The 25,225-nt window shown below is 55.1% G+C and carries 24 protein-coding genes, 2 tRNA genes and 1 other RNA gene; 16 read left to right on the top strand and 11 right to left on the bottom strand.

Annotated features, from left to right (window positions below; translation table 11 throughout):
- Positions 1–50 precede the first annotated feature (50 nt).
- On the top strand, positions 51–695 hold the full coding sequence (locus ACTRW9_RS10355; protein WP_442429269.1) for a hypothetical protein: 645 nt from the start codon (positions 51–53) through the stop codon (positions 693–695).
- 87 nt (positions 696–782) lie between these two features.
- Positions 783–1,277, top strand: coding sequence for a hypothetical protein (locus ACTRW9_RS10350; RefSeq protein WP_442429268.1), 495 nt, complete (start codon positions 783–785; stop codon positions 1,275–1,277).
- Positions 1,278–1,377: 100 nt separating this feature from the next.
- On the opposite strand, the gene ACTRW9_RS10345 is transcribed toward ACTRW9_RS10350, so the two are convergent.
- A tRNA-Thr gene (locus ACTRW9_RS10345) sits at positions 1,378–1,450 on the bottom strand.
- 226 nt (positions 1,451–1,676) lie between these two features.
- Here ACTRW9_RS10345 and ACTRW9_RS10340 point away from each other — a divergent pair.
- Positions 1,677–2,939 carry an OprD family outer membrane porin gene (locus ACTRW9_RS10340; RefSeq protein ID WP_442429267.1) on the top strand — a complete coding sequence of 421 codons (1,263 nt, stop codon included), beginning with the start codon at positions 1,677–1,679 and terminating at the stop codon, positions 2,937–2,939.
- A gap of 36 nt (positions 2,940–2,975) precedes the next feature.
- Here ACTRW9_RS10340 and ACTRW9_RS10335 read toward each other — a convergent pair whose 3' ends face one another.
- The 3 genes from ACTRW9_RS10335 to ACTRW9_RS10325 all read right to left on the bottom strand — a co-directional run bounded on the left by ACTRW9_RS10335 (position 2,976) and on the right by ACTRW9_RS10325 (position 4,317).
- Positions 2,976–3,173: a hypothetical protein gene (locus ACTRW9_RS10335; protein ID WP_442429266.1), complete on the bottom strand. Its 198-nt coding sequence runs from the start codon at positions 3,171–3,173 to the stop codon at positions 2,976–2,978.
- 171 nt (positions 3,174–3,344) lie between these two features.
- A tRNA-Thr gene (locus tag ACTRW9_RS10330) sits at positions 3,345–3,420 on the bottom strand.
- A 102-nt stretch (positions 3,421–3,522) separates the two neighbouring features.
- Positions 3,523–4,317 carry an isoaspartyl peptidase/L-asparaginase gene (locus ACTRW9_RS10325; RefSeq protein ID WP_442429265.1) on the bottom strand — a complete coding sequence of 265 codons (795 nt, stop codon included), beginning with the start codon at positions 4,315–4,317 and terminating at the stop codon, positions 3,523–3,525.
- Between the two features lie 92 nt (positions 4,318–4,409).
- On the opposite strand from ACTRW9_RS10325, the gene ACTRW9_RS10320 reads away from it, so the two are divergent.
- Positions 4,410–4,790, top strand: coding sequence for a hypothetical protein (locus tag ACTRW9_RS10320; RefSeq protein ID WP_442426163.1), 381 nt, complete (start codon positions 4,410–4,412; stop codon positions 4,788–4,790).
- 40 nt (positions 4,791–4,830) lie between these two features.
- Here ACTRW9_RS10320 and purD read toward each other — a convergent pair whose 3' ends face one another.
- On the bottom strand, positions 4,831–6,099 hold the full coding sequence (gene purD, locus ACTRW9_RS10315; protein ID WP_442429264.1) for a phosphoribosylamine--glycine ligase: 1,269 nt from the start codon (positions 6,097–6,099) through the stop codon (positions 4,831–4,833).
- A 113-nt stretch (positions 6,100–6,212) separates the two neighbouring features.
- Here purD and ACTRW9_RS10310 point away from each other — a divergent pair, with 113 nt between their 5' ends.
- From ACTRW9_RS10310 to ACTRW9_RS10300, 3 genes are read left to right on the top strand one after another with little or no spacing between them, the layout of a single operon-like run.
- Positions 6,213–7,370, top strand: a complete 1,158-nt coding sequence (locus ACTRW9_RS10310; RefSeq protein ID WP_442429263.1) for an ABC transporter ATP-binding protein — start codon at positions 6,213–6,215, stop codon at positions 7,368–7,370.
- On the top strand, positions 7,336–8,175 hold the full coding sequence (locus tag ACTRW9_RS10305; protein WP_442429262.1) for a transporter substrate-binding domain-containing protein: 840 nt from the start codon (positions 7,336–7,338) through the stop codon (positions 8,173–8,175). Before ACTRW9_RS10310 ends, ACTRW9_RS10305 begins: the two co-directional genes overlap by 35 nt.
- Before the next feature lies 1 nt (position 8,176).
- Positions 8,177–8,938: an amino acid ABC transporter permease gene (locus ACTRW9_RS10300; protein ID WP_442429261.1), complete on the top strand. Its 762-nt coding sequence runs from the start codon at positions 8,177–8,179 to the stop codon at positions 8,936–8,938.
- A gap of 139 nt (positions 8,939–9,077) precedes the next feature.
- On the opposite strand, the gene ACTRW9_RS10295 is transcribed toward ACTRW9_RS10300, so the two are convergent.
- Positions 9,078–9,212 (bottom strand): hypothetical protein, encoded by a 135-nt coding sequence (locus ACTRW9_RS10295; RefSeq protein WP_442426157.1) that lies wholly within the window; start codon positions 9,210–9,212, stop codon positions 9,078–9,080.
- Between the two features lie 46 nt (positions 9,213–9,258).
- Positions 9,259–9,759, bottom strand: coding sequence for a hypothetical protein (locus tag ACTRW9_RS10290; protein ID WP_442429260.1), 501 nt, complete (start codon positions 9,757–9,759; stop codon positions 9,259–9,261).
- Positions 9,760–10,139: 380 nt separating this feature from the next.
- Here ACTRW9_RS10290 and ssrA point away from each other — a divergent pair.
- The 4 genes from ssrA to ACTRW9_RS10270 all read left to right on the top strand — a co-directional run bounded on the left by ssrA (position 10,140) and on the right by ACTRW9_RS10270 (position 14,448).
- Positions 10,140–10,503: a transfer-messenger RNA gene (gene ssrA, locus ACTRW9_RS10285) on the top strand.
- A gap of 421 nt (positions 10,504–10,924) precedes the next feature.
- The gene (locus tag ACTRW9_RS10280; protein WP_442429259.1) at positions 10,925–11,683 is read left to right on the top strand and encodes a hypothetical protein; all 759 of its coding nucleotides are present in this window, start codon (positions 10,925–10,927) and stop codon (positions 11,681–11,683) included.
- 14 nt (positions 11,684–11,697) lie between these two features.
- Positions 11,698–12,699 carry a hypothetical protein gene (locus tag ACTRW9_RS10275; RefSeq protein ID WP_442429258.1) on the top strand — a complete coding sequence of 334 codons (1,002 nt, stop codon included), beginning with the start codon at positions 11,698–11,700 and terminating at the stop codon, positions 12,697–12,699.
- 630 nt (positions 12,700–13,329) lie between these two features.
- The gene (locus ACTRW9_RS10270; RefSeq protein ID WP_442429257.1) at positions 13,330–14,448 is read left to right on the top strand and encodes a response regulator; all 1,119 of its coding nucleotides are present in this window, start codon (positions 13,330–13,332) and stop codon (positions 14,446–14,448) included.
- A 238-nt stretch (positions 14,449–14,686) separates the two neighbouring features.
- Here the strand turns inward: ACTRW9_RS10270 and ACTRW9_RS10265 are convergent, their stop codons facing one another.
- From ACTRW9_RS10265 to ACTRW9_RS10250, 4 genes are all read right to left on the bottom strand, one after another.
- A complete protein-coding gene (locus ACTRW9_RS10265) occupies positions 14,687–15,505 on the bottom strand; it encodes a SagB/ThcOx family dehydrogenase (protein WP_442426144.1) in 819 nt (272 codons plus the stop codon).
- Positions 15,506–15,526: 21 nt separating this feature from the next.
- Positions 15,527–16,906 carry a YcaO-like family protein gene (locus ACTRW9_RS10260; protein WP_442429256.1) on the bottom strand — a complete coding sequence of 460 codons (1,380 nt, stop codon included), beginning with the start codon at positions 16,904–16,906 and terminating at the stop codon, positions 15,527–15,529.
- Entirely contained in the window at positions 16,893–17,894 is a 1,002-nt protein-coding gene (locus tag ACTRW9_RS10255; RefSeq protein WP_442429255.1) for a TOMM precursor leader peptide-binding protein, read from the bottom strand. Before ACTRW9_RS10255 ends, ACTRW9_RS10260 begins: the two co-directional genes overlap by 14 nt.
- 207 nt (positions 17,895–18,101) lie before the next feature.
- A complete protein-coding gene (locus ACTRW9_RS10250; protein ID WP_442426141.1) occupies positions 18,102–18,332 on the bottom strand; it encodes a hypothetical protein in 231 nt (76 codons plus the stop codon).
- Positions 18,333–18,844: 512 nt separating this feature from the next.
- Here ACTRW9_RS10250 and ACTRW9_RS10245 point away from each other — a divergent pair.
- The 5 genes from ACTRW9_RS10245 (at position 18,845) to ACTRW9_RS10225 (ending at position 24,792) form a co-directional block, all read left to right on the top strand.
- Complete coding sequence (locus tag ACTRW9_RS10245; RefSeq protein ID WP_442429254.1) at positions 18,845–20,785, top strand: TonB-dependent receptor plug domain-containing protein; 1,941 nt, start codon at positions 18,845–18,847, stop codon at positions 20,783–20,785.
- Between the two features lie 81 nt (positions 20,786–20,866).
- Entirely contained in the window at positions 20,867–21,373 is a 507-nt protein-coding gene (locus ACTRW9_RS10240) for a YfiR family protein (protein WP_442429253.1), read from the top strand.
- 6 nt (positions 21,374–21,379) lie between these two features.
- On the top strand, positions 21,380–23,215 hold the full coding sequence (locus ACTRW9_RS10235) for a CHASE sensor domain-containing protein (protein WP_442429252.1): 1,836 nt from the start codon (positions 21,380–21,382) through the stop codon (positions 23,213–23,215).
- Positions 23,208–23,858, top strand: a complete 651-nt coding sequence (locus ACTRW9_RS10230) for a response regulator (protein ID WP_005006327.1) — start codon at positions 23,208–23,210, stop codon at positions 23,856–23,858. Before ACTRW9_RS10235 ends, ACTRW9_RS10230 begins: the two co-directional genes overlap by 8 nt.
- Before the next feature lie 454 nt (positions 23,859–24,312).
- Positions 24,313–24,792 (top strand): response regulator, encoded by a 480-nt coding sequence (locus ACTRW9_RS10225; protein ID WP_442426137.1) that lies wholly within the window; start codon positions 24,313–24,315, stop codon positions 24,790–24,792.
- The last annotated feature ends 433 nt before the right edge of the window (positions 24,793–25,225 follow it).

Raw genomic sequence — 25,225 nt, 5'->3', positions numbered from 1 at the left:
TTGGATGTATTGTTTTCGAAAGGGCCAATGGAGATGGGAGATGTAGCCTGATGCCTAACCAGAACGCTAACAATAATGACGAATTTTTTCAAAATTTAATGGGGCAAGACGATTTAGGGGTAGTTATCCGGTCGCATATTGAAATTGAAAATAAACTAAATCAATTTTTGGAATACGTATGCCAGGATTTTCCATCATATGAAGTTTCCCAACCTGATTATTTTGGAAAAGTTTGTTTGGCGTTGGCATTAGGGTTAGATGAAGAATATGGAGGAGTATTGAAAGCTTTGGGAAAATTGCGAAATGATTTCGCGCATAAGCTTGGGTCCAGAATAAATGAATCCAACATTTCAAATTTATACCAAGCATTTCCAAAAGACGGAAAACAAACCATCCAAGATGCTTATGACAAAACGAGAAAACGATTGCCCAAATCGAAATTGGTTAAATCCGCAAAAAAATTGGAACCAAAAAGCAAATTTGCTGTAATTGCAACCACCTTACGAGCCTTTTTAATTTTTTCATTGGAAGATAGAAAGGCTTGTTTTAAAGAAGGGGTTATGGAATTTGATTGCAAATGTGGCTCTCGATTAAAAATTTTAATGGAAACCAAAGAGGATGATAGCTTGAAATCCATTCCATTTACTTGCTTAAAATGCCAAAAGGGGTATGAGTTTTCTTACAAATGGGATTAAAGGTGATGTTTTTGAAAATGAAAAAGGACCCTTTTAAAGGGAGGGGAGCGGGCTCATGCAGGGCCGAAAAATGAGGGGATAAAATTTATGGAAAAGCGACAAAGGGAAAAACTCACAATCTTGAACCCCAATAAGAAGTGGGTAGAAAAGGAATTCGAGGCACTTTTTAAGGAGTGGCTTGAATGGGAGAGAGAAGTTGATGGGATTGGCGACCACCCAATCCCAAATGGACTCGATGGTGAAAGATGGAAAGACGGACTTAAAAATATTGAATACCATGAAATCCTTCAGGAAAAGACTCTAGTATTTTTGGAAAACAACATCCAAGGCCATGGGTTTATTTATGGTCGAGAAGGTGGGTGTATAGACAGGGAAGATTTACGGCTAAAAATCCGTGTTAGTCACAGAATAAAGGATCTTAAACTTTTAAAGGCCAGCTTGAAATATGCCCAAGTACCGGAGTCATATTGGCAGGAAAAAGCTAAAGAATTGATTGAGAAAATTATTGAAACAACTGGTGCCGAACTACCGCGATCAACCATCCAACTAGCCGCGAGCTACTTGAAGAACCCCGGGGATTGAATCTCGAAAGAATTCACTCGGCCTTAAATGCTAGCCATCGCGCTAGCCTAATGGTGGGTGCCATTTGATGTTATCTTATAACTTTTTGAAATTAAAACGAAGCCGGTGAGAGGACTCGAACCCCCGACCCACTGATTACAAATCAGTTGCTCTACCAACTGAGCTACACCGGCATGTCTGGCTGGATTTCAGGAAAGACCGGAAACTCCCACCTGCAAGTTCCCCGCTAAGTATATCTCAACCTGCGAAATTTTAAAGCCCTGTCCGCCACTCCCCTCCCCGCGCACCCAAACCGGGGTGTCCCCCGCGCCCGCACGGGCTTGAGGACCGCGCCGCAATGCCGTATGCTGAGGCGCATTTTTTTCGGTTCCGATTGCCCCCTGCTCCCCGCTGACCCGCATGAGGACTCATTCTCCGCTCATATTCACGATCCTGTTGCTCGCGTTCGCCCTGGCCCTCGCGGCACCGCACCCCGTCCGCGCCGCAGACGCCGACCTCCCCGCGTTCTTTCGCGACAGCACCCTGCACGGCAACGTGCGCGCGTACTTCCAGTCGCGCGACTTCGCCACCCGCCCGTATTCCTCCGTCGCCTCCGTCGGCGGCAAACTGGTGTGGCACACGGGGGAAACGTACGGCTGGAGCGGCCGGGTCGGGTTCTACACCGCCAACGGGTTCTCCCTTTCCGGCGATGGCGAGCCGCCGTCCAACGGCGCGCTCACGGTGGACAACAACGCCGTCTTCGCCGAAGCCTTCCTGCAATACCAAAGCGACGCCACCCGCCTGCGCGCGGGACGGCAGACGGTGAACACGCCGTTCATCAACCCCGCCGACGCGTTCATGATCCCGTTTCACGTCGAGGGCCTGGCGTTGCGGCACAGGTTGCCGATGGACGTCACCCTGCACGCCATCCACCTGGACAAGGTGAAGAACCGGCAGGAGGACCAGTTCGACGACGCGGGCGCGTTCATCACCGGCCGCCTCACCGGCACGCCGGTGCAGACCGACGGCGTCAGCGTGATCGGCGCGGACTGGCGGCGCAAACACATGCGCCTGCAGGTGTGGGAGTACTGGTTCTGGGATCTGTTTCACCTGTTCTTCGTGCAGGGCGAGGTGACCCTGCTCCCCGATGCCGACGTGCGGCCGTTCCTGAAATTCCAGTTCGGCCGCGAGGACGACGTGCAGGCCGCGCTTCTCGGCACGGTGCGGTCGACACTCTACGGCGCGCAGGCAGGGGTGGAGGGCTACGGCGCGCTGTTCCGCGTCGGGTGGAACTACATCCCCACCGAGCCCGGCACGTTCCGCAGCGGCAGTTTTTTATCGCCGTACAACTTTTCCACCGACGCGCTGTTCACCAACAGCATGATGCAGGGCCTCACCGTGAAGCCGACTGTGCAGGCCGGATGGGCGGTGAAGGCGACCGCCATCTACCGTTACGGCGAGGAGTGGATGGTGAAGCTCAGCCACGCGCATTACGACCTGCCGGAAGAAGTGGGCGGCGCGGACTCCGCCGAGACGAACTTCGACATCCGGTACCGCTTCCAGGAAATGCTGAAAGGGTTCTCCATCCGCTACCGTTTCGGCGTCATCACCGCCGACCGCGCCGACGAACGCTTCGCCGATCACCGCGTGCAGCTGCAGTACGCGTTCACGATCTTCGAGTGACGGGGTGCGTTTGTGGGCGGGCGGGAGCGGGAAGGATCACTGCGCGAGTTCGGGGTTCATCCACAAGGCGATGCCGATGAGGATGAGCGCGATGGCGATGGCGAAGAAGAATCCCGTGTGGATGAAGATGTGGAACCAGCGCGGTTCCCTGTATGTGAGGTAGCGGAAGAATTTCTTTTTCTGCGGCGGGCGCGGGACCCCGGTTTGCGGGGTGGTGTGTGTGGTGTCGGCCATGATGTTCCTCCTTGTGGGAAAAGGTTCCTTATATATAAAGGTAGGAACCCGGCCCGGTTCGACGCCACTCTTTCTGAGAGGGAGGTATGGGAGGAGCGTTTAAATAGTGAACGGTTTCAGGACGTTCGCCCGCTTTGGCGAATATTGCGTGGGGAGGGGAGAGGGGAAAAATGGAGCCGACGAGCGGATTTGAACCGCTGACCTACTGATTACGAATCAGTTGCTCTACCAGCTGAGCTACGTCGGCTTGCTTGGGTTGGAGGTGATTATTTAAACGGTTTTGGCCCGGAAAATCAATGCCGAAATGGCGGCTTTTTGCCGGAACGGGGCGGGTCCCCCTGCCGGAACCTCATTCCTTGTTCCCGGTCAACCCGGACCAGGCCATGCTGCGGTTGGAGCCGCCCGCCCAGTCTTTCGGGCCCACCACCAGGATGCCGATGTCCTGCGCCGCCTCGAACCAGCCGAGCACTTCCTGCATGACGGTGTCGGCGGGCGCGCCTGTTTCCAGCAGCTGGTACGCGCGGTAGGCGGTCATGTTGAGGGCGATCGATTCGCCGTGCCCGGTGGCGGCGACGGCTCCGCTCGGCCCGGCGTACAGGCCGCACCCGATCAGCGGCACATCGCCGACGCGTCCGCGCCAGCTTTTCCCGGTGCCGCCGGTGCTGAGGGCGGCCGCGAACTGTTTGCCGTCCCACGCCACCGCACCGACAGTATCCGAGCTTTTCGCGCCGTTGTCGCGCACGCGGCTCTCATCCAGCGGGGTGAAGCCGCGTTCTGTCGCGTACCGCGCCGCGCCGTCCCCGGCCAGCAGGTGATACGGTTCGTCGAGCAGGGCCTGGGCGATGTGAACCGGGTTCTGGAATCCCTCGACCACCGCCACGCCGCCGAAGGCGTGCCGGGCGCCGTCCATGCAGGCCGCGTCCATCTGGATCGTTCCATCGGCGCGCCTGCGCGATCCCACCCCGGCGTTATAGCGGCCGTCGTTTTCCAGCACCTCCACCGCCGCGCAGGCGGCGTCCACCGCGGTGAACCCGCCCTGCAACAGCTCCAGCCCGCGCTCGCAGGCGCGGTCGGTGCCGTCGGAATTTGCGTTGTCGGAACCCGCGCCGCCGTGGGCGAGCAGGGCGAACTGGTAGCCTGTCATGATAAGTGCCGCTTTCCGCTTGGTCCCGGGTGCCGGGATGGTTTATGATATGGCATCATATATAAGGTACCATTTTCGCCGGAGACCGACACGTGGTCAAATTCTGTCTGCAATGCAAGGACGCTTTCTGGGGCGGCAAGTTCTGCCCGAACTGCGAGGGCGACATCGAGCTGCTCGACGCCGCCGTGCCGGAAAACCAGAAGTACCTGGGCGAACTCAACATCGACGTGCGTCCGAAATACTTTGCCCGCAGCTCCATGCTGTTGACCTGCTTCGGTTTCGTCATGGCCGTGCCGCTCGGCATGTTCGTGTTTCTGCGCGGTGCGTCCGCCTCCGGCAACGTGGGTTTGTGGGCCACCCTCGGCATCAGCCTGGTGCTGGGCGTTGCCTGGCTCACCTGGTGGGGCTCGGCGAAGGTCTTCAGCCGTAAAATGAAAGACGTCCACACCCTCAAAGAACCGCAGCTGGACTGATCCCGCCCGGACCCGCCTACCGCGGGGGTCGCCTCTTTCTTTATTTTTTTAATGCTTTTTTGCCGATGTCGCGGCGGAAGTGCGCGCCTTCCCAGCGGATCTTGTCGGCCGCCCGGTAGGCGTTGTTGATGGCCTGTTCGATGTCCGCGCCCAGGGCGGTGACGCCCAGCACACGGCCGCCGTTGGTGACGATTTGGCCGCCGTCGACCTTCGTTCCGGCGTGGAACACCTGCGCTTCGGGAATCGACGCCACCTGCTCGATGCCGGTGATGGCATGGCCTTTTTCGTACGAGCCGGGGTAACCGCCCGCCGCCATCACCACGCACACCGCCGTTTCCGGTTTCCATTCCAGGGTCAGTTTTTCCAGCGTGCCTTCGGCGCAGGCCTTGAGCGACGGCACGATGTCCGACTTCATGCGCATCATCAGCGGTTGCGTTTCCGGGTCACCCATCCGGCAGTTGAACTCCAGCACCTTCGGCCCGTCGGCGGTGAGCATGAGGCCCGCGTACAGGATGCCTTTATAAAGGACGCCTTCTTTCTGCATGCCGCGGAGGACGGGGAGCATGATGCGTTCGACCACTTCGTCCTTGAGCGCGGGTGTGAAGATGGGCGCAGGTGAGTACGCACCCATGCCGCCGGTGTTGGGTCCGGTGTCGCCCTCGAACGCGGCCTTGTGGTCCTGCGCCGCTTCCAGGGGAAGGATCATGTGTCCGTCGGTGAATGCGAGGAGCGATACCTCCTGTCCTTCCAGCTTTTCCTCGATGACCACCTGCTTGCCTGAATCGCCGAACGCCTTCGCGCCCATGATCTGTTCGACGGCGTCGATCGCCTCCGCTTCGTTGTTGCAGACGAACACACCCTTGCCCGCGGCGAGGCCGTCGGCTTTCACCACCACCGGGCCGCGTCCCTTGCAGTACGCCTTGGCCGATTCCTTGTCCTCGAACACTTCGAAATCGGCGGTGGGCACGTTGTGCGCCTTCATCAGGTCCTTGGCGAAGGCCTTGCTGCCTTCGATGAGGGCCGCCCTGGCGGTGGGCCCGACGATCTTCAACCCCTGGCTCTGGAACTGGTCGACGATGCCCATGGCAAGCGGTTGTTCCGGCCCGACGACGGTGAGGTCCACCTGGTTTTCCAGCGCGATGGCGAGCAGCGAATCGAGGTCGGTGGCGGAGACGGCGATGTTGCGGGCGATGGATTCCGTGCCTGCGTTGCCCGGCGCGCAGAAGACTTCCGTCACCAGCGGACTTTGTTTGATCTTCCACGCCAGCGCGTGCTCGCGGCCACCACCGCCGATGATGAGTATTTTCATTCCCCCTTCTTTCCTTTTGTGGATACGGCTGTGTTTCGTGACTGGCCTGAATTTTATAGAAAAACGGCACCCTGCACAATTTTAATCGTCGGAAGCCCCGCCATCGGCATTCCATGCTATTTTTATACAAAGCCCGGCTGAAACGGGCACCGTGGCCGCAATCCGTGAAGGTGCGCATGATCCGTATTGAAGGACTTTCCAAATCGTTCGACGGCAAACCCGTGCTGAAGGAGTTGTCGCTGGAGATCGCGGAAGGGGAACGGTTCGTTCTTCTGGGGCGCAGTGGATGCGGCAAGACCACACTGCTCCGGTGCATCGCCGGATTCGAACGACCGGACGCCGGAACCATCTATATTAATGACCGGGCCGTCAATTCCCTGCCCGTCGAAAAAAGGCCGGTCGGGTTCATCTTCCAGCGCCACGCCCTGTTCCCTCACAAAACCGTGTACGACAACATCGCCGTCGGTCCGCGCATCCGCGGTGAAGCGGAGGCGGATATACGCGACAAGATCGACGCGCTGTTGACCATCACCCGCCTGACGGACCTGCGCCACGCGTGGCCGGGACAGTTGAGCGGCGGCGAGTCGCAACGCGTCGCCCTGGCGCGCGCGGTCATCAACCGGCCGCAGGTGCTGTTGCTGGACGAACCGCTTTCGGCACTCGACGCCACCCTGCGGCAAAATTTGCGCGAGGAACTGGTGGAAATGCAGAAGGCGTTCGGCATCACCTTCCTGTTCGTCACCCACGACCAGGAAGAAGCAATGAGCCTGGCCGACCGCATGGGCGTGCTGGAAGGAGGACACCTGTTGCAGGTGGGCGAGCCGGAACAGTTGTACGATCGGCCGGCGGACCGCTTCGTGGCCGGGTTCCTGGGCGGGGTCAACCGCCTGCCAGGTGTGGTGGAAAACGAAACGGAAGACGGCTGTGTGGTGCGGCTCGATGGCGGGGAAGCCATGACGGTAACGGATGGCAGGAAGCTCAAACCGGGCACGCCTGTCGATGTGTTTTTCCGGCCGGAAAAGGCGGTATTGGGTGTCTCGCCGGATTACGAGAGTGGCATGAACCTGATGGAAGGAGTGCTGGAGAGGAAATCCTTTTTCGGCAGTCATACGCGCTACCGGGTGGCGCTCAAAAATGGAGAAGCGGTGACCGCACAGGTGCGCCATGGAAACGATGCGGGCCTCCGCACGGGCATGGCAGTGTGGGTGCAGGTGGCGGCGCAGGACACGTTGATTTATGAACGCGAACCCAGCGGGGCGACGAGTGCGTGAGATACGGCAATCATTGATCCTTCTTTTTTGTGCAACGCTGGCGTTGTTGGCCGGGTGCGGCGGCGACGCCACGGATGCGAAACCCAAACTGATCGTGGCGACCGACGCCACCCTGCCGCCGATGTCGTTTTTGAACGACCAGAATCAACTCGCAGGATTTGAAGTCGAACTCATTGACGCCGTGGCGAAGCAGGCGGGGTTCGAGTACGACCTGGTCAACGTTGAGTGGAACGGACTGTTCGGCGGGCTCATCACCAAGAAATACGACCTCGTCATCAGTTCCGTCACCATCCTGGAGGAACGCAGGGAACGCATGGCGTTCAGCGTGCCATACCTCAAAAGCGGGCTGTCGCTGGTGGTGCGGCGCGACACGGAGGGCGTGACTTCATTGGAAGACGTGCAGGCGCGGGGCGGCATCGTCGGCGCGCAACGCGCCACCACGGCGTTCTTTTACCTCGAAGATTATCCCGAACTCAGTAAACAGGCGTACGAACTGTATGGTCACGCGGTACAGGATCTGATCAAGGGCGAGATCACCGCCGTTCTGGGTGAGAGCACGGGCACGCTCTATTACAAAAACAACGACGCGGCGGTGTTTCGCGAGATCAAGATGGTGGGCGACATTTTAACGGAGGAGCACTACGGCATCGTCGCGCGCAAAGGCGAGGCGGAGTTGTTGCAGAGAGTGAACGACGCGCTCAAAAATTTGTTGGCCGACGGCACGGTAGCGCGCCTGCATCAGAAATGGGAACTCGGTCAGGCGGCAGTGGTGCCGAAAACCGGGACAACGGGCAAGGACGATTGATATGGAACCGGCGCGCAAACCTTCGGGTACGGTCACGCAACTGGCGTGGAACCTGGTGGTGGCGGCGAGCTTTGTCCTGCTCGTCTACCTGCCTGCCGAAGACGCTTTCATGCAACGCGCCGTGCCGGGCAGTTACCTGGGGTTGATGCAGCTGCTGCCCGTCGGCATCCTCTACACGCTGGGGGTGACGGTGGCGGGAAGCCTCGCCGCCATCCTCGTCGGCCTCATTGTCGCCTTCGGCAAGCTGTCGGGAAAACGTCCGTTGCAACTCATGGCGTCGCTCTACACCGAAGCCTTGCGCGGCATACCGCTTCTCGTGTTCCTGTTTTACATTTATTACGCGCTTGGGGAAATTTTTTCGGTGCCGAAACTGCTGGCGGCGATTCTGGGATTCGGTTTCAGTTACGGTGCGTACATGGCCGACGTGTTCCGCGCGGGGATCGAGGCGGTGCCGAAAGAGCAGGGGGAGGCGGCGCGCAGTCTCGGCATGAACGACCGGCAGGCGATGTTTGAAATCATCCTGCCGCAGGCGTGGCGGACGATCATCCCGGCCATCGGCAACCAGACGCTGGGCATGCTGAAGGACACGAGCCTCGTCTCGGTGCTGGCCATCAGCGACATCCTGCGCGTGGCCAACCAGTACGCCGCGACGCATTTCAATTACTTCGAGACGTACACCTACGTCGCGCTCACCTACCTGCTGCTCACCCTGCTGTTCTCAAAAGTGGTGGACCTGCTGGAACGGCGGGTGGCAATCCACTGAAAACCATTTCAACCACAGATGAACACCGATGAACACAGATCAGGCTACGCCTGGAGGAGAAGGGGGCCATTGTCCTGCGCCCACGGACCATCGTTCGCCCATATGGCATTAGCCATCTGCCTCCGGGTGCAACCCGGCGTTACATGAAGAATTCCATGTACACCATCCAGCCGATCATGGAGATGATGAGGATGGTGTAGCCGACGTGCACCCAGACAGTGAAGATGGGGTTTTCGTGGCGCCGCGGCGGCGGTTTTTGGGAGCGATTGTCCATAACTCAACTCTATCACATCTCATCCGCGAGGCGACACCGCCCTCCATTAACGCAGGTAGCAGTTCTTCGGGAAATCGACCATGCGCATGGGGCCAGGAAAGTGCTGCCAGTGGCCGCGCGGCAGGGCGTTGAGCATTTCCTGAACTTTCAGGACCGTTGCCTTGTCGGTGCCGTTGTAATAGTAGAGGCGGTTGACGGCCCAGCAATCGGCGAGCCCGGTCTGTTTGCGCAGCTGGAAGGCCGTGGTGGCGGGGTTGACGACGAAGCCCAGCACATGGCGGCCGCATTCACGGTAGTACATGAACTCCTGCATGAGGGTGCTCGGCTTCATGGCGGCGAGCGCGTGGAAGTTGACGTTCAGCACCGGCAGGCCGCGAAAGGTGTACGACGCTTCCACCGCCGGGGCTTTGCGGTCCTTCGCCTTCACCACCGTCACCTGGCGCGAAAAGTAGTCGAGGCACGAATATTTCGGGTCCATGTCCGCAAACGCCGTTGCCGGGAGTCCCCAAACCATCATCCAAATCACAGCCAACCTGATACCACGCATGCTTCCTCCAAGTCCTATAAGTGCATAAATCAATGAATTTCCGGGCGACGGGGCCCTTCGGAGAGGCTATATGTTATTGCACAAAGCAAATAAAATCAACTTTTTACAAGGCGGTCCCGATAAATAAGGTGGGTGCGGCCGGAGGACGGCCGGGCCCGGTCTCGGCGGAGCCGCAAGGGTTTTGGGAAGCTCCCGGCTCCGCCATTCCCCTCCTTATCTGGGCCGCACCCCTCGAAAGCGGGTGGGGGGTGTTTTTGCTGGTGGCGGCTTTTATGATTATTCGGGAAAGTCGTCTGTCACCTTGGGAAACGGCGGGGGCGGTGTTATATTAATAGTATAGAAACACTTCGTTTGTTCTCTCGCTTGCGCTTCATGCATATGGGGGCGATCTGGATTCGACGGGAGTAAGGAGACGAAGGTTGCATGCAGGGGATACCGTTGGCCCCTAAAAAAACGGTACAAAACATAATCGCCAATGATTATGAAGTAGCTGTAGCTGCGTAACTAACCCTTACCGGCTACCGTCCCGTTCTCTTCTGTTCGCGAGGAGGATATGGACGTCATCTCTGCGGACTCGCTGTGCACTTCGCGTCTCGGGAGTGTCTGGTTAAACTTTAGAGGCTGGCCGGGATGCAATCCTGTTCGCGGGAGTAATTCCGGTGAGACCCAAAACGCGAACTAAGCATGTAGACGCCTTTGGTTGAAGACTTCCGGACGGGGGTTCAATTCCCCCCGCCTCCACCAATTTTTGATCCGATAAAATCCAAGCAGATCCGTAAGCCCGTGTAAAAGCGGGCTTTTTCTTTTTGTGGAGTCCGGGATCACCCGTCAAACCCGGCGCTACGATTTTTCCGGTTGAAACGGCTTCCTTTCCCACAAGGCCTCCCGTCATCCCGATTTTTGGGGCCCAGACCCCAACCCAACACCTGGCCCCGTTCCCGGGGCAGGACATACCGATATTCGGGCTTGACTATTTACCCCGTTCAGGGTTTAATTTTGGCTAGCCGATATATATATTTTGTATACTAAATTTTTTTGCGTGGGCCCGTTACTGAACCAAACTCCAAAATTCCTACAAATATAAGTAAATTCTGGTTTTTTATGTTTTCTCTGGCCGGCTTTTAATATCCGTTTGCCAAATAAGTAATTCAATATGGAGGATAATATGGGTTTTTTTCTCGGCTTATCTCGGATAGCTTTAGTGCTTGCATTAACTATTCTAATTGGCTGCACAACCACCCGCATCGAATACGATCGAATGACGGGTACCCAGTATCCGCAGCCGGAAACCGTATCTGGGGAAGAGGTGAATCTGACGACCATCTACTGGCAAGGCGAGCGGGTCGTTACCGTCGATGAAAACACCACCAATATTGCGCCCCTGACGGGGCCGGCCAATCCGCTGGACCCCGATCAATATGATTACATCAATCCGGCGGAGCTTGAGACACTTGAAACCGCAAACCGGAGAGACCCGATCGGGCCGGTAACCTTCAACTGCGGGTTGTGGAATGCTTTTACCTGCACACGGTACCATCTTTACGGTGTTGTGGTGGATCACTATCGAGAAGGCGATTGTGGCGTGGCCTGTCGAAGTACAACAACGTTAGGCCTGATGTATGCGGGCGCCGGCGGGGCCACAAACGACCGGTCGGCCTTTGTCAGCTTTTGGAAAAACTCCACGGTGAATTCCGACAATGCCAAATACCTGCGCTCGACGGCACATGAAGTCGGTCATGGCTTCAACCTGAATCATTGCGATGGGGATGGTTCGACGACGATCATGAACTCAACCGGGACCGTTGGTGATACTTATAATTATCAGTTCAGCGCATCCAGTTTGGATCACCTGCAAAATCATGATGACAACGAAGTCTGGCCTGGCGTGAGTCCTCGCGACTACGCCTGCCCACATGTTCATTAAGGAGAGGGGCCAAAATGAATTTTAGATTACTATCATTTCTTTTCGTACTCACATTATCTGGTGCCATGATTGGTTGTACATCACCAGTGAAGCAGGGACTCGATCTGGGTGATCCGGCCTCCATCGTGGATGCACCTGCACCAGCCACAGTTTCCCAAGGCGAAGGCATAAAAGTAGTTGCGATGCCATTAAAGCAATCCGTGGAGCTGGGGGAACCGGTTTATCTGGCCGTGCAAGTCACCAATATGATGCAGGAACCGGTTGATTTCACCGGCAGCTTAAAGCCCGGTGAAGGACTGATTGAAGTCTATTCAATCGGCGCCAATGGGGAGAAAAAAATATTGCTCCCCCTCAGCGCAAGCGATTTCAGCGGCTCAACCACCTTGGGGCCTGGCCAGACTGTAGGCGAAGTCTTCCCCATCTTTTTCGGGGCCAATGGTTGGAACTTTAATGAAACCGGCGAATATCGTATTTCGGTGCAAATAGAAGTGCCTGCCAAAAGCGGTTATTCAGCTTTCATTTCGGAGCCTGCCACAATTAAAGTGGGGTCTTCAAAAGCCGGGGAAGCCTTGTTCTCGGTGGATGATCCCGGCAATACTCAAGCGGGGAAGTTCTTATTGTGGCGAAGGGGTGACCACCTGGAAGCGGGGATTAAATTCCTGACAACACTTTCAGAGCAGCACCCGGGCTCGGCATTATCCTCCTATATTTCTGCAGCGCGTGTTCAAAATTACAGTGAACCGTTCGCAAACTATACTGTGAAGGAAGTGCGGGCACCCGATTGTCAGCAGGCGAACGCTTTAAGGAAAACGATTGGAAAAAACGTTCTTCCGGAAAATCTTTTAATCGAAGATTTTATTGCCCAGGCGAATTGCCATGCTGAAAGCCAGAATTGGGATGCGGCCAGGGAAGCGCTTGATGCTGGTTCCAGATTGGCTTCAGATCGACCCGAGTTCAGGGCTTATTCCCGGAGTATTGAGGAAATGCAAAAACGATTGAGTCGATATCTCAAGTAGGTTCAAAAAAGGCAGGATCCAAGGAAAAGGGGCTGGGGCCTGGAGGCTCCAGCCCCTTTGTTTTTTTTATGCACTTGGGAAAAAAGTTTCAAGCCCAGGCGGACCGGACCGGGCCTGATCCTTATGGTTGCCAGTTTCCAGGTAAGGGTTTCTACTTTGCTCTGCGTCGGCGCGGTTTTGATTCAGGAAGGGTTGATCGGATTGAAACGGTTTGGAGCAGGGGGTGCGTTGTGTTGGGTGAACCCGCATACTACGGGCGATTCGGTTTCGAAAACGACTCGAAGCTGATTTTTACAGGAGCCCCTGCGGAGTATTTTATGAAATTGAATTTTGAAGCCCGCACTCCCTCCGGCGAAGTCACTTACCACTCGGGGTTCAGTGCTTTCTGACCCTGTGCGATCAGGAATTGGTGCGTACGGTTTGGACGAAAACAACGCTCCCGGATCCCGCAAAATAAAACCAGGGGTGTCTCCGTTGGCCCCGGGCGGACCCTTGTCCCTCCCACTTGTGAAACTTTAGAATGTTCTCAATGAGTTTATTATCGGGCGAGGGGAGGACCTGTCAATCATCTTCCATCATGATGTATACTGAATATATATTTCAGCAATCCTGAATGAGAGAACGGACCTCATGTCGATTCCCCCTGCTAGCCGGGCCACCATTCTGGTGGTGGATGACTCGGTGGAAAACCTGAAACTCATGGTGGAGATATTAAAGGAAGACTACAACGTCCAGCTTGCGTCCAATGGGGAAAAGGGATTGAAGTTAGCGCAGTCGGATCGTCCGCCGGACCTGATCCTGCTCGACATCATGATGCCGGGCATCGATGGCTACGAGGTGTGCCGCCGGTTGAAGGCGCACGCGGTTTCCAAAACCATTCCTGTCATTTTTTTGACCGCCTTGAACGAGGTTCACAATGAGGCAAAGGGATTCGAGGTTGGGGGTGTCGATTACATCACCAAGCCCGTCAGCCTTCCCATCGTTCAGGCCCGCGTCCAAACCCATCTTCAGCTGTACGACCAAACCCGGCATCTGGAAAGCCTGGTGCGGAAAAAGACCCTGGAACTGGAGAACACGCAGGACGTCACCATCACCGGGCTGGCCACTTTGGCGGAGTACCGCGACAATGAGACCGGGGGCCACATCCTGCGTACCAAAAGCTATGTTCGCCTTCTGGCGCAGAACCTGAAAGGCTTGCCCCGGTTTCGCGGTGAGCTGGACAACGAGGTCATCGATCTCCTGCACAAATCCGCGCCTCTGCATGACATTGGCAAGGTGGGTGTGCAGGACAGAATTTTGCGTAAACCCGGCAAGTTGACGCATAAAGAGGTTGCGGAGATGGACCGCCATGTCGTTTTTGGAAGGGACGCCATCCTTGAAGCGGAAAAACTTCTGGGGCAGGCCGGGGACCAGTATTCTTTTCTCAGGTTTGCCCGTGAAATCGCTTATTCTCACCATGAGCGCTGGGATGGTTGCGGTTATCCGGAAAAATTGAAGGGCGATGCAATTCCTCTTTCTGCAAGGTTGATGGCACTGGCCGATGTCTATGACGCTTTGATCAGCAAGCGGGTTTACAAGCCTCCCTATTCCCACAAGCAGGCAGTGGATTTAATCATTAAGGGAAGGGGGACGCAGTTCGATCCGGATATAGTGGATACCTTTGTTCAATTGCAGCAGGAGTTTTTCAATATTGCAATGAAACTGGTTGATCATGAAGAGGAGCGAATCACGCTTCCGAAGGAAGCCTAGCGATAACTATAAAGCCGGTGGAAAAAACCAACATGGAGAGGTAACGTTGCGGGCAGGCGGCAAAGCTTTATAGATCAAATTATACAAATGCAATTGTTTACCAGGACTGCTCAGGAGTCCCCGGGCCCCCGCCTCCACTCACTTCAAGTCTGATGCAATTCCAGGAAACTTATGTGCCCGCAAAGATGCGGGCTTTTTTTATGCCTTCAGGTTGATGCGATGAAAGGACCCGAAGGAGTCATTTGCGTTTGCCGAGGAAGGCGACGTAGAGCATGGTCTCGTCCACGCCGTCGAGGCGGAGCAGGTCGTTGGCGATGTCATCGAAGAACCCGCAGGTGGTCATGACAGCGAGTCCCAGGTTGTGGCAGGACAGGTAAATGTTCTGCCCCAGATGCCCGACATCCAGCAGGACGTAGCGGTAGCCCCGTTCGCCGTACTTGCGCTTGGTGCGCTGGAACACGCCGGAGATCATCACCACCACCCCCGCGCGCTTCACGTGTTCCTGGTTGCAGCAGGCTTCGTAAGCGGCGTCGGTGGGGTCGCCGGGAACCAGCAGTTCGAGTTCGTGATGTGGCACGTTGTAATGATAGATCCCGGGCTCGATGGATTCCACCCGCCTCACTGCCAGGTAAATTTCCGCGGGGTAGAGGCCGCCACCGGAAGGGGCCGAGCGCAGCGTCTGCACACCGCCACCGGGGATGGGCATCTGTCCCGTGATGCCGTAACTCTGGTGCATGATTTTGGAGAACTCCCGCAAACTCAGCGGTTCCTCCCCGAAATCACGGATGGACCGGCGCGTGGCGATCGTCTCATCAAACCGCTGGTCGCTCATGTACAATTCCTCTTTCGGAATCAGCTTCACTTTTTTTACATGCGAATACTGTTTGTAACCGTGCGTCATGGCAACCAGTTCGGTACGGGAAAACGAACTGGGGATCATGCCGGCCAGCAGATCGGGATGCAGTTTGGTGTTTTCGTGATACAGCTCGGACAGGGAAACCTTTTCCGGGTCTTTCCGGGGACCGAGTGCAATGACGGGTTTGAGGATGTCGGCCATGTCAAGCCATGCCTCCACAATTCAGGGGAAAGGGTGTGGGTACGGATTCATTTCGTGTTCGGTCCGCGGGCGCCCGACCAGCCCCAGCCGATAGGGCACCTCGTACAATCGGCGTCCGCCCAGATGCTGGCGGGCATGATTCAAGTCCAGGGGCTGCATTCCGGGCACCACCGCCCGGGCTACCTTGAATCCCGCTTCGTCGATATCCGATGTGGTCAGGTCCAGAACCACGGTGTCGAGGTTGGATTTTTTAAGTTGTTGCACAAGGAACTGCACGTTCGCGGACATATCCGGTTGAAAGTGGTTCGTCAGGTTCTGGATCGGGATTTTGTCCGGCCACGCCATCAGGAAATCCATGGCGGTCCGGAGTTCCGGACGCAGGGCATGGGCCAGGGCATGCAGGGTGGGCTTGTCCACATTGCGGTAGTCCGGATCGGGTTGGAATTCCGGGTTGTTCCGCGCGTACCGGCTCATCCCGATATAGGTCAGCAACGCTTCTTCCAGTGCCAGTACCAGAGCTTTGTTGGGATTGAGGCAGGTGCCGAGTCCCATGACCGTGTGCGGCACCTGGCCCTCCGTGCTTTGCAGCATGACCACGATGACCGGCACCGCAATATCCAGCGTCAGCAAATATGCGTTGCAGGTAACGGGGATGCCGTCCAATGCCTGCAACAATTGATGGACGAACGGATCGTGCACGGATTCGAGATCGATGCGCGGTCGCGGCAGGCGGTTTTGCCAGACGATCATGAACGCGTCGCGTTCGATCACCTCGCAGATGGCCTTGTACACGCTGGCGGCAAGGCTGGATCCGCAGGCCAGCCCGGTGGAGATGGAATCCTGAACGGGGGGTTCGTCCGGAGCCCGGTAATAGTATGGAACGTACACGAACGCCGCGGGGACGAAAGTGGGGGTTTCGTGGGTCAGCGAATATCCCCTGGCCCAACATAAGGGTGTTTGGGTATCGGGAGCGGTGAAAGGGAACCCCGGCGAAGCGTATTGGGATTGGCTGAACAGCGCAAAGCCCGAGGGGTCCACGGCGGGACTGCCCAACTCCTCGCAGGGAGCCAGCACAAGGTCTTCTTCTTCGTATTGTGCGCTACAATACCGTTCGATGCTTTCGCCCACGGCTTTCATGATGGCGCGGTCAGGATCGGTGGACGCGGCGTCGCCGTTGTTCAATGCTTCCTTGCCGCTGATGGGCTTGAGGTTGGCGGGATGACTGCGTGCGAAAAATACATTGGGCTCGCCACACACCAGTTCCTCGAATTCGACTTTTTGAATGATCCCGGTGCGGTCGCTGACCAGCCGGTTGGCCCGCTTCAAGCTATCCTCTATGGACGTCGGTGCGGGCCGGGACGATGAGCGCCGCGCCTTCAGCACGGTCTCAATGGTTTCCATTGTCTTTTTCCGGCGCGGTGCTGTCCCACGCCTCGTGCCGGGGGCGGTATGGTTTGCAGGCGGGACAACGGGGCAGCCGCAGGATATCATGCCCGACCGTCACCGGCGAGGTGGAGGGGATTTCATAAAACCGGCCGATGGTTGCAGGCGGGGCAAACCCGGACAGGTTGCGGCTCACTTCCATCGCCGCCTGGGCGGCCAGGGTGGACCACAAAGGCTGAAACACACCTTCGTTGCCGGAATGCGGCTGGACGGCCAGTTGTTTTTGGTAAGCAACGTGTATCTCCAGGTCCGGCACATTGGAAGCCATGCGCTTGTCATAGCACACATAACAGGCCGACTGGTGCGGAATGAATGTCGGACCCATCAGCGCCTTTGTGCCTTCAATCGCGAGGTGCAGCCAGGGTTTTCTGACTTCCAGGCAGGCGGAATTGATGATTTCGAAAAAAGAATAAGCCGGTGCATCCTGGCAGGCGATGAGAAAATCCACGCCTTTCAGAAAGTTCATCAGCGCACGCGATTGCAGGGTCTTGGACTCAGGATCTGTAGAGGAAATTCCGATTTTGACGACCTGTTCGATCCCGATGGATAGCAGGGAGCTTTCAACACAGTCTTTCAGCGATTTGGCTCCAACCACCCCAATTCGCGAATGCTGCAACTGGTCCAATGAACCGGGTGCATCGGATACAAAATGGGAGATGAACTGGATTTCGCTGTTTCTTTGAGGAGGCGCTTCTGTTTGGTTTGAAACCAAAGAGGGCGCAAGGCTCTGTTGTAACAGGCCATGCGCCCTCAGGATTTTAAGGAGAAAGATGATCGTAGTCGGCAGGATGTCCGTTCCCCCTGCATCTGCAATTTCATCTACCCGATGGTTGCCATCCAGCAGGGGATGAATGGTGTGGAACGCTTCAACCAGCAGATCATTCCGCAGAGCGTAATTGAATTCCGCTCCACAGAATTGAAGACGACCGTCCTCCAGTTCCATCATTGTGGCCCACGGAGCCAAACAAGGCCGACTCGGAAGAGTTACGGCAAGATAATCCGAGGGGGTGTATTGGACTCCCTTCATAGAATACCCATGAAGCAGAGGAAACGAAAAGCAGTTAGAGATGAACCCGGGAGTGAGCTAAAGAACGTGAGAAAGTGAATTATTCCCGGATGGGCCGATGTACCAGTATAAAAAATTAAAAACGGTTTAGTTCCGGGACGGATCCGAAGGCGCCGCGTAGCAGGTGCAGCAGATAGCCACCGGCCGAATCGCGCCATCCTTCATGCCGGGAATTCCACCGGTTTTCAAAAAGTCCATGTCTTCGTGTTCCAGGCCGAAATCTTTTTTCAGGCGTTCCGGATCTACGACAATGGTTTCACAGTATTCGGAATCGTTGGAGATTTTGGCCAAAGCGTCCTGGAGATTCTTGTGGGTCATGGCAGTCACCTTTATTTAATTTTTAATAAATTCAATCGGATAAATCAAATTTGATTTGCGTCTCAGGCCTTGGTGGAGGACTATAGCCCCGGTTCCCTGAAAGCCCCTACAAATCAACTTTTTCACCTTTAACGTAATTCTTCGGATACTATTATTCAATCCCCGGAACTACTATATTTCAGTAGTATAGTTACTATAACTTATTGTTTTTAAAGGCTAAGTTACTAATTTTTTGTGCTAAAATCAAGCGCCGCACATATGGGAGAAAGCTTGTTCGATTAGGCTAAAAAATTGGTATGCCTAAAATATATAGTTGTTACCAGGAGTCCTTTTCGGCCACTTTCATAAGATGAATGCTTATGACTTCTATTAAATCGAAAACCTTTGTATTTGCTCTGATTTGGCTTTCCTTTTTTTGCATACTCCTGCCCACCGCCCATCCTGAAGAAAACTCCCCAGATTCCACCCAGCCAGGCGAAACGTTGACGGAAGAGGAAAAACAATTATTCCAGATGGATCTCCAGCAGCTCATGCAGACGGAAGTGGTGGTGACCTCCGTGAGCAAGCGGCCTCAGAAACTGCACGAGACCGCCTCGGCGATCTATGTAGTCACACAGGAGGATATCCGGAGGACCGGTGCGGTGAACATCATGGAAGCGTTGCGCATCGTTCCGGGTGTTCAGGTATCCAAGATCAACCAGAACCGCTACGCCATTTCCATCCGGGGATTCAACCGCAGGCTGGGCTCGGACAAGTTACTGGTCCTCATGGACGGCCGCACCCTGTACAGCCCCTCCGCTGCCGGTGTGTTCTGGATTGGTCAGGATACGATGCTGGAGGATATCGACCGCATTGAAGTCATCCGCGGGCCGGGAGCGGCCCTGTGGGGTTCCAATGCCGTCGCGGGGGTGATCAACATCATCACCAAATCCGCTCACGACACCGACGGGCTGCTGGTGTCCGGCGGCACGGGTACGGAGGAGAAAGGGTTCGGTTCCGTCCGCTATGCGGGGGAGTATAAGGAAGGGTTGAATTACAGGGTGTACGCAAGATACCGGGACCGGGATGAAGGGTTGAGGCCGAATGGAAACACCGGTATCGATGACAAGCAAATGTATATAGGCGGGTTTCGTACGGACTGGCAGGCGAACCCGGAAAATCACCTGACTTTTCAGGGAGACCATTACAGCCTGGACGCCGGGTTGGACTTCAACAGCCGGTTCGTGTCGCTGTCACAGGGAAACGCGCCTTTTCAGGGAACCACAACGCAAAGGGGGTCCAATTTCCTGGCGCGCTGGGACCGGTACCTGGAAGACGCTTCCGCCTTCAAAGTGCAGGCCTATTACGACCGTCTGTTGAGAAAGGCCGATGGGGTTCCGTTTGACAACGTGGTGGAGCAGGCGGACCTGGAATTTCAGTATGATTTTCTAACCGAGTTCTGGAGCAAGACCCACAATGTTTCGTGGGGACTCAACTACCGTTACACGCGGTTCAACTTCGACCACACCGAGATCCTCGAGCTTCCGGACCGGGACACCAACCTGTTCGGTTTTTTCATCCATGATGAAATTTCGCTTGTGCCCGACACCTGGAGCCTGATTACAGGCATCAAGATCGAGCACAATGAATTTTCCGGTTTTGAATTTCAGCCGAGTATCCGCACGGTGTGGACTCCGAATAACCGGCACACCCTGTGGTCGGCCGTTTCACGCGCCGTCCGGATACCGACGGTCACGGAGGCGACAGCGGAGGTCAACCGCGCTTTGATCCCGGGCGCTCCGCCCCTGCTGCTTCGTGAGCGCAACCAGAACAACCTGGATGCGGAGGAATTGATCGCCTATGAGGTCGGGTACCGTTTCAAGCCCATAAAGGAATTGAATTTCGATGCCACGGCTTACTATTTCGATTATGACAAAATTATCGAGTTCACCACCGGGCCGGTTTTTTTCGAGGCCACCCCGCCTCCGCCGCACCTGGTCTTTCCCTTCAAAAGCGATAATTCCCTGAAGGGGGAAGTCTTTGGTTTTGAACTGGCCGCCCAATGGCAGCCTCTTTCCAACTGGCGCATTGCGGGAAGCTACACGTTCACCAAAATTGACCTCAAACCGCTTCTGGCCAACGTGTTCAACCCGGGGGCCTTCAACAGCGAGGGGGATCTGGACGCGGAAGGCGAACCCGAACACATTTTCAATATTCGCTCCTACCTGAACCTTCCGCATAATTTTGAGTTCGATTCCTTCCTTTATTACGTATCCAGAAACTCAACCCGGAGAATACCAGCCTACACACGGGTCGATTTGCGCCTGGGATGGAAACCCGTGGATGACCTGGAATTGTCCCTCGTGGCCCAGAACCTTCAGGATAATGCCCATCCTGAACTGACGGAACTGCTGGAAGCCTCCACAGAAACCCAGAGAAGCTTCTATTTTAAAGTCACAATGAATTTTGATTAGACACTCAGTGAAACTGTATTCCTAATGCTCAGGCACGGTCTTTTAAAAATATTCATTTGTTCCCTTCTGGCGGTCTGGCCGGTGTTTTTACATAAAACACCCAATGCCTACAGCGAGGAAACCGTTCCGCGTGAATACCTCCTGAAAACCAGTATCATCTTGAAGTTTTTCGAATTCATCCAGTGGCCGGAAGAAAAAATGATCCACAACAGTGAAACCCAGTTTGTCCTCTGCCTGGTGGGCAGCAACCCTTTCGGGAACCTGTTCGATCTGGCTCAGAAGGAGGGGGTTTTTCGGAACAAGCTAATTGTAAAAAACTTTTCCTCCGGCTCGCATTTGGACTCCTGTCACATGGCTTATATCGGTAAATCGGAGAATGAGAACCTGGAAGAGATGCTTCACCGCACAAAAGGCATGCCCATCCTGTTTATCGGAGACACCCCGGGTTTTTCCCGGCGCGGCGTGGGAATCAATTTTGTGATTATAAATAACAAGATCCGGTTTAAAATCAACCGAAGGGCCGTGGAAGACAGAAGTATCAAGGTCAGTTCGGAACTTCTAAACCTGGCCATCCTGGTCGATGAGTGACGGGTCATGAAAACTTTTGGTGATCTTTCCATAAAAAGCAAGCTGATCCTCATCCTGCTTACCATGACGCTGATTACCTTCGCCCTGTGCAGTTCCATTTTTCTCTACAACGACCTGAAGCTGTTTCGCAAGAGCCTGGTGAGGAACCTGGATATTCTGGCGCAGACGGTGGGTGCGAACAGCCGCGCCGCGGTTTATTTCGAAGACCCCAACGCGGCGGAAAATATTCTTTCTTCCCTGAAGGTCGACCCTCAAATTTTGTACGCGGTTCTGTACGATGCAGAAGGGAATTCGTTCGTCACCTACCGGCTCGATGAAAACGTCAAAATCTCGCCCCCCTCTTTTCCGGTCGATCAGGAAGGACAGGCATCGTATAACAACAGCCTGGAGCTGATCCGGCCGATCATGCTGAACGACAAAGTCATAGGCAGGATTTACCTGAAGGCTCACCTGAAGGAATATGAAGAAGTTCTGTCCAACTACATTTTCCTGATTGGAGGCATTCTTTTCGTCACCGTTCTGGTATCGGTCGCCATTGCATTCAAACTTCAAAGCATCATTTCCAATCCCATTCTTTCCCTGGCGAACACAACCCTGCAGATTTCTCAGGAACCCGATTATTCCTTGAGGGTCACGCACCAGAACCAGGACGAGCTGGGAATGCTGTTCAATGGTTTTAACGAAATGGTGTCCCAGATTGAAAAGCGGGAGTCCGCGCTCTCCGCCGCCAACCGGAAATTGACGAACGAAATGCTGGAACGCCAGCGTTCCGAGGAGGCGTTGCGGGACAGTGAGGAGCGACTCAAACTGGCACTGGAGGCCATTACAGACGGTGTGTGGGACTGGGATGTGACCACCGGCGAGGTGTTCTTCAGTCCGGGGTGTTACTCCATGCTGGGTTATGAATCCGAAGGGTTTGCTGCCCACATTGAATCCTTCCGCAGTCTCCTGCATCCGGAGGACGTGGAGCTGGCTGTCGGCGCGACCAACGCTCATATGGAAGGCAAAACGCCTCTCTACGAGTACGAGAGCCGTTTGATTACGAAGTCGGGCTACCTTCTATGGACCCTGGTGCGGGGCAAAATCGTTGCGAGGGACAAGGAAGGGAACCCCACCCGGATTGTGGGCACGTTCCGGGACATTACCGAACGGAAGAAAAATGAAGAAGCGCTCAAGGTGTCCCGCGAGCAGATTCGAAAGCTGTACTCGCATGCGCAGAACCTGCTGGAAGAGGAGCGTAAACGGATCGCGAGGGAAGTGCATGATGAACTGGGCCAGACGTTGACCGCATTGAAGATCGACCTCACGAATGTCAACAGCGACCTTCCTCCGGACCAGAGGCCTATCAAGAACAAAATTAAGGAAATGTCCCATCTGGTCGATAGAACCATTGAAACGGTTCAACGCATCACCACGGAACTCAGGCCCCAGATCCTGGATATTTTCGGCATCAACGAGGCCATTGAATGGCAGGCTACGGAGTTTCAGAAGCGGACCGGTATATACTGTGAACTGATCATCGAGAACAACCTGACTGATTTGAACAAGGACTGCGCGACGACCATATACCGTATTTTCCAGGAAACGCTGACCAATGTCGCGCGGCATTCGGAAGCAACCAAAATCCAGGTCCATTTGTTCAATGAAGGCAACCAGCTTGTGCTGAGAGTCGAGGACAACGGGGCGGGGATCACAAAAAGCCAGATGGCCGACCCGAAATCATTTGGGTTGATCGGAATTCAGGAACGCGCCCTCCATTGGGGAGGCGAGGCTGTAATCAGCGGAGAAGAGGGAAAGGGAACGATCGTGCATGTTACAATCCCGATATACCATTATGAATAGTGCTGCTCGTGGAAAAATCCATGTTCTCATTGCAGACGACCATGGCATCGTCCGGAAGGGATTGATTCAGGTCCTGTCTAAAATGGAGGATATGATCGTGTGTGGGGAAGCGGAGAACGGCAACGAAGTTCTCGAACTGGTTAAAAATGTCAAAACCGATGTGGTGGTGATGGACATTGACATGCCGGAGAAAAGCGGTTGGGAAACCCTCGTTCAGCTGAAAAGCCAGACCCCCGAACTGCCCATCATCATTTTGAGCATTTATTCGGAGGATCACTATGCGCTCCGCTTCCTGCGCGCCGGCGCCTCCGGGTACCTGACCAAATCCAGTGCGCCGGAACTGCTGGTGGATGCCCTGCGGAAGGTCTCCGCCGGGGGCAAGTACATCAGCCCCAGCCTGGCGGAAAAACTGGCTTTCAACCTGGACGGCAGCTCGGACAAGCCGCCCCACGAGACTTTGACGGATCGGGAGTTCCAGGTATTTTGCCAGATCGCGGCGGGCAAGAAATTAAAGGAAATCGCCGATGAACTGGCGCTGGGGATCACCACCGTCAGCACGCACCGGGGAAACATCCTGGCGAAAATGGGAATGAAGAACAATGCGGATATCATCCAGTACGCCCTGAAAAACGGGATCATTTGATCCACCCGTTCACACCGCACCGGAATCCTCGTCCTGACCGGGCACAATGCCGGGTTTCAGCGCTGTTTCGCAGAAACCGATGCCATTTATTCTGCACCCGCCCCATCCGCCTTTGAATACGAATCGAGAAGCAGAAGGCCCCCCGGTTTTGCCGGTCTTATCGGAACAGGTGGGGTGAGGCGGCAATACCACTGATTTTCAGCGGATTGCATCGAGACCCTTTCCTCCCGGTTTTCCCCATAGTTACCCTGCCTCCGAATAAATACTAGTAAACCCTTTAAAATTACTAGATTGTTCCTCGCTTATTCTAAAAATCAATAGCAAGCCGGACGATTGTTCCCAACCCGTCCAGACTATAAAATTCATAACATACGAAAAAGAGCGGCACGAACTGGCAGGCATTGGGTATCGGGCCGAGGAAGTCCATTACTCCCCTTTGTGAAAGAAAAGCATCATGACTCATGTTGAAACCAGACGATCCACAGTATTGTTGATTGATGATTCGTTGGATTATTTGAAGCTCATGGTTGAGGTTTTGAAAAATGACTACGAAATTCAAGTCGCGGTCGATGGCAAGCAGGGGCTCCGGCTCGCCCAGTCGCACCGGCCTCCGGATTTGATTCTGCTGGACATCATGATGCCGGAGATGAACGGGTATGAAGTATGCCGCCGTCTTAAAATGCACCCGGTTTCAAAAAATATTCCGGTGATATTTCTGTCAGCACTGCATGAGCTCAAGGATGTCGCCAGGGGATTCGAGGTCGGAGCCCAGGATTACATCACCAAGCCGATCAGCATTCCCATCGTTCAGGCGCGTATCAAGACCCATCTGACACTTCACCGGCAGTCGCGCATTCTGGAGAATCTCCTTCGGGGGTTATCCTGGGAACGGTCGAGGCACGGAAAAGAATATTCTGCCGCCACAATGGGATGACCAACCCGGGGAACGGGAAGATGTGCCTGCGTGGCGATACAATAAGAAAAGGCGTTTCCGAAAAAAGATATTTACAGGCACTGCCCTGAACCCTAGGCAGGCACATATAAATGATGAAAGACCCGGCGTCATTGCCGGGTTCACTCGCGGGACGGTAGACTTCTTCCCCTTCCTTCGAAGTCTGGAGCCTCCCAAACGGAAAGGGCCCTGCATCTTTTTCAAGGTGCAGGGCCTTTTTTGTTTGCCGAGTCCCTATCCGCTCCCGGGACCAACCGGGTCCGCCTTCCACTCCGGAAATAATTGAAAACATTGTTTCAATTTGATGAGGGTCCGGTGGCCCGCAGGGCCATGTTTCCTTCCTGTGAAAAGAAAATGACGTTGAAGGCCATTTTTGTGTAAAGGGCTTCAAAAGAATTCCCGATAAGTCTCGTAA

Origin of the sequence: Nitrospina sp. 32_T5, assembly GCF_052156635.1 — a bacterium.
Classification (GTDB): Bacteria; Nitrospinota; Nitrospinia; order Nitrospinales; family Nitrospinaceae; genus Nitrospina.
Note: the sequence above shows the minus strand (reverse complement) of the source record. Positions and strands in the feature narration are given on the sequence as shown.